The 1,255-nt window shown below is 56.8% G+C and carries 1 rRNA gene; it reads left to right on the top strand.

Features of this window, described 5'->3' with window-relative positions:
- Window positions 1–56 precede the first annotated feature (56 nt).
- Window positions 57–1,255, top strand: a 23S ribosomal RNA gene (locus ACFR9S_RS15355); the annotation flags it as partial.

The following is a 1,255-nucleotide window of genomic DNA, read 5'->3' as shown; positions in this document are numbered from 1 at the left end:
GTCCAGGCACCCACTGGACCCGTACGATATCGGGTTGCAGTGGAACGACGATTACCGACAGACGGCTACTATGCCGGCTGATGGATTGCTCGGCTCGAGTGCCGAAGAAGGACGTGCCAAGCTGCGATAAGCCTCAGGGAGCTGCATGGAAGCGTAGAACTGAGGATCTCCGAATGGGAATCCCCACCGCAATTGCCTCGCGCAATGGGGAACGTCCTGAATTGAAACATCTTAGTAAGGACAGGAAGAGAAAGCAACTGCGATGTCGTTAGTAACCGCGAGTGAACGCGATACAGCCCAAACCGAATCCGCAAGGACATGTGGTGTACAGGCTGGCTCCCAGCACTCGACAGATCACGAGAAGTCTCTTGGAACAGAGCACGAAACAGGGCGACAGTCCCGTACCGTGATCCAGTAGAGTGTGCGCCAGTTCTAGAGTAGCGGGGGTTGGATATCCCTCGTGAATGTCGCGGGCATCGACCGCGAAGGCTAAACACTCCTCGAGACCGATAGCGAACAAGTAGCGTGAGCGAACGCTGAAAAGCACCCCGAGAAGGGCGGTGCAATAGGGCATGAAACCAGTCGGCGATAGAGCGACGGGGCTTGAAAGGCCCTCTTCAAAACGACCGAGGCGCGAGCCTCCAGTAGGACGAAGAGGGAGCCGAAGTTCCGTCGTACGTTTTGAAAAACGAACTAGGGAGTGTATCTCTTTGGCGAGTCTAACCTGATTATCAGGGAAGGCGTAGGGAAACCGATAGGGGCGCAGCATTGCCAGGCCCACCGTGTTCAAGCGCGGGGAGTCGAAGGGATACGACCCGGAACCGAGCGATCTACTCTGGAGCAGGGTGAAGCGTGCCGAAAGGCACGTGGAGGCCCGTTAGGGTTGGTGTCCTACAATACCCTCCCGTGACTCGAGAGTAGGGGTGAAAGGCCCATCGAGCTCGGCAACAGCTGGTTCCAACCGAAACATGTCGAAGCATGACCTCATCCGAGGTAGTTTGCGCGGTAGAGCGACCGATTGAGAGACCCGCCTCCGAGAGGAGTCGGCCTCTCTGTCGAACTCCGAACGTGCAAACGCCGTGGACGATGGGAGTCCGGTGCCCGGGGTAAGCTTGGGTACCATGAGGGGAACAACCCAGAGCTGGGTTAAGGTCCCAAAGTGTGGATTAAGTGCGATTGGAAGGTAGTCTCGAGCCCTAAACAGCCGGGAGGTGAGCTTAGAAGCAGCTACCCTCTAAGAAAAGCGTAACAGCTT

Origin of the sequence: Halolamina salina, from assembly GCF_042678005.1 — an archaeon.
In the GTDB taxonomy this organism is placed as follows: domain Archaea; phylum Halobacteriota; class Halobacteria; order Halobacteriales; family Haloferacaceae; genus Halolamina; species Halolamina salina.
This window is presented reverse-complemented; position numbering and strand designations above follow the sequence as displayed.